At 37.6% G+C, this 2,157-nt stretch carries 1 protein-coding gene and 1 pseudogene; both read right to left on the bottom strand.

The window, feature by feature from the left end:
* A pseudogene (locus VXK47_RS11495) lies at window positions 1-233 on the bottom strand (IS4 family transposase); the annotation flags it as partial.
* A 159-nt stretch (window positions 234-392) separates the two neighbouring features.
* Complete coding sequence (locus tag VXK47_RS11490) at window positions 393-1,901, bottom strand: MarR family transcriptional regulator (RefSeq protein ID WP_435548925.1); 1,509 nt, start codon at window positions 1,899-1,901, stop codon at window positions 393-395.
* Between the last annotated feature and the right edge of the window lie 256 nt (window positions 1,902-2,157).

Here is a 2,157-nt window from a genome sequence, read left to right as displayed (position 1 = left end):
GAGGGTAGAACATTTTGTGCCTGTGTACAAAGAGATTGAAAAACATATTCAAGCTGTTTAAGCCCGCGGGAATTGATAATTTCGGAAAAGCTGCTGCGGCTAATACCTCCACTTGGAGCTATACATTCTTTGGCAAAATCATCTTCTTTAAGGTGTTGAATAATATCTCGAGCTGATTCATGTTCCTGGAGATGGAAAAAAATTAGTGCGTACAGTTGATCTTCAAAAGTCATTTTCAATGGTCTGTACCCCCTGGACTCAAGCAGTGGTATGCTATGAAAAATCTTTTGCAATGGTTTGACAAATCGAGTATAAGATGAAGTGTTAAATTTCTTTTTAGTTTCTTAACAATAGATTTCTTGTAATTTTTGGCAGAAAATTATCTTCTGCCGTTAAATGGCCGCAAGTTCTGGTATAATAAAAAACTCTTTTAATTTTAACCCGGATGCAATTACTTTTCTACCAAGTTTTGTGAGGTAGTACTTGTATGTACGCCCGACTTTTTTCAAAAGACCATGAGTTCTGAGGCGTTTTATCAAACGCGATACCTGTGAACTCGATTTTTCAGCAAGTTTTTTCCGGAGATTTTTATTTTGGAATCCGCTGATGTTGTATTCTCCGCTTGCAACTGCTTCAAAAAGTTGCTGGTCGTCCTTGCTGAAAAAATTGAACCCTTTATAACAACGATTATTCTCGACAACGTTTTTTGAAATCTTGTTCAGGTTTTTAATGCCTGTGCTCTTGTCATCAAAGGATGAAATAAATTCTATGTAACGGTGGTTAGCCGAAAGCAACAATTCGCGTAAAGGAGAAAGGCTGTAAATACCTTTCTTCATAGATGTCATTTTCAGAGAACAAGTTCCGTCACGATGTTCTACCTCACGGTAGTGTTTAAAAAAAGAAAGGTTGTTTACTGTGCATTCAATTCGAAGTGCTATTCCCATTTTATCATACATTTTTATGGATACTGGTCCCATGGTATGCTTTATCCGGGTGCCTTCAATTCGGGTGTTAAAATTGTTTCCCATTTCATCCTGGTAGTTTACATGGAGTTTTCGACCTAAAAAAGTTGATATGTTTTCAGGTTTTACGGTATGAATGGCCGTTCGGACTAATTGACCATAGATGGCTTGCAGATCATTTTTACGATTAAACACTATGTCGGTAGCATATTCTACCTGCATAATGCTCCAGTGATAGCTCAGATCCAGCTTCTTGATAACCGGACAATAGAGTTTTGCAAATTGGTCCAATTTCTTATGGATAAAATCGACTTTCAATTGGTCGGAAAACTGTTGGGCTTTGGGGAAATCGGCGATAGAAACAATAAGATTGTCAATGTTTTCATAACTGATGTTGTGTTTTTTTAAAGAGGCTTCCAACCAGTTATGTCCATTAAAATATATCTGGAGACGGAAAGGGCACCAGGTTGGAACTCGAACATAGCAAAGCCCCAGCTGCTTATCGATAAAATAGAAATAATAATGCAGGCACTTACCCTGTGACGGTTTAAGAAAGGTTTTATGTGTTTTTTTATCATGCCATGGTTTATAGGTAGGGCAAGCTTCCATAGCCGATATTATAGTGACATGACCGGGATGATAACCTCGTACTTTGAGAATGTCTTTAACTGCTTTCTCCTTACGAAAATTATTCTTTCTGATAAATTCGATCTCAAAACCGTTTTCTGCCGCAATCTTTTCGGCGTTCTTTCTGAGTTCATCACGGAGTGGTTCAGCAAAACGCGGGTAATCAAAAATACGTATGTTGCGCATATTCAAAAAGGAAGTCATCCCCTGCGCATAACAAACCCCCGGAAGTGTGCCATGAATAACGACACGGTCATAGCAAGAGAGAACTCCTCTAATTTTGTCAGCATAGCGTTCGGTCAGTAAATCCATCGCAAAGGACCCCTTTCAAAATATATTATAGGGGAGTATACATCGTTAATACTGGGTTAGTAAACTAACCTTTTTGGTTCCGGCTTGTCCGGATTAGGGATATTAAATGCGCGCATTTTTGTCTTAACTCCTTGTTATAATTATAATTTATAACAAGGCGACAAAAATTTTTTATCTGCTTTGTCAAGCAAAAAATAAACATTTTTATAATTTTTTTATCCCATATAACATGCAAAAACTTAACCGGACACTACTG

This window comes from Desulfobacterium sp. N47 (genome assembly GCF_051233685.1).
In the GTDB taxonomy this organism is placed as follows: domain Bacteria; phylum Desulfobacterota; class Desulfobacteria; order Desulfobacterales; family RPRI01; genus RPRI01.
Note: the sequence above shows the minus strand (reverse complement) of the source record. Positions and strands in the feature narration are given on the sequence as shown.

Excerpts from the sequence above, each read along its gene's own strand:
- VXK47_RS11490 (WP_435548925.1), bottom strand. The coding sequence starts at position 1,901 with ATGGATTTACTGACCGAACGCTATGCTGACAAAATTAGAGGAGTTCTC.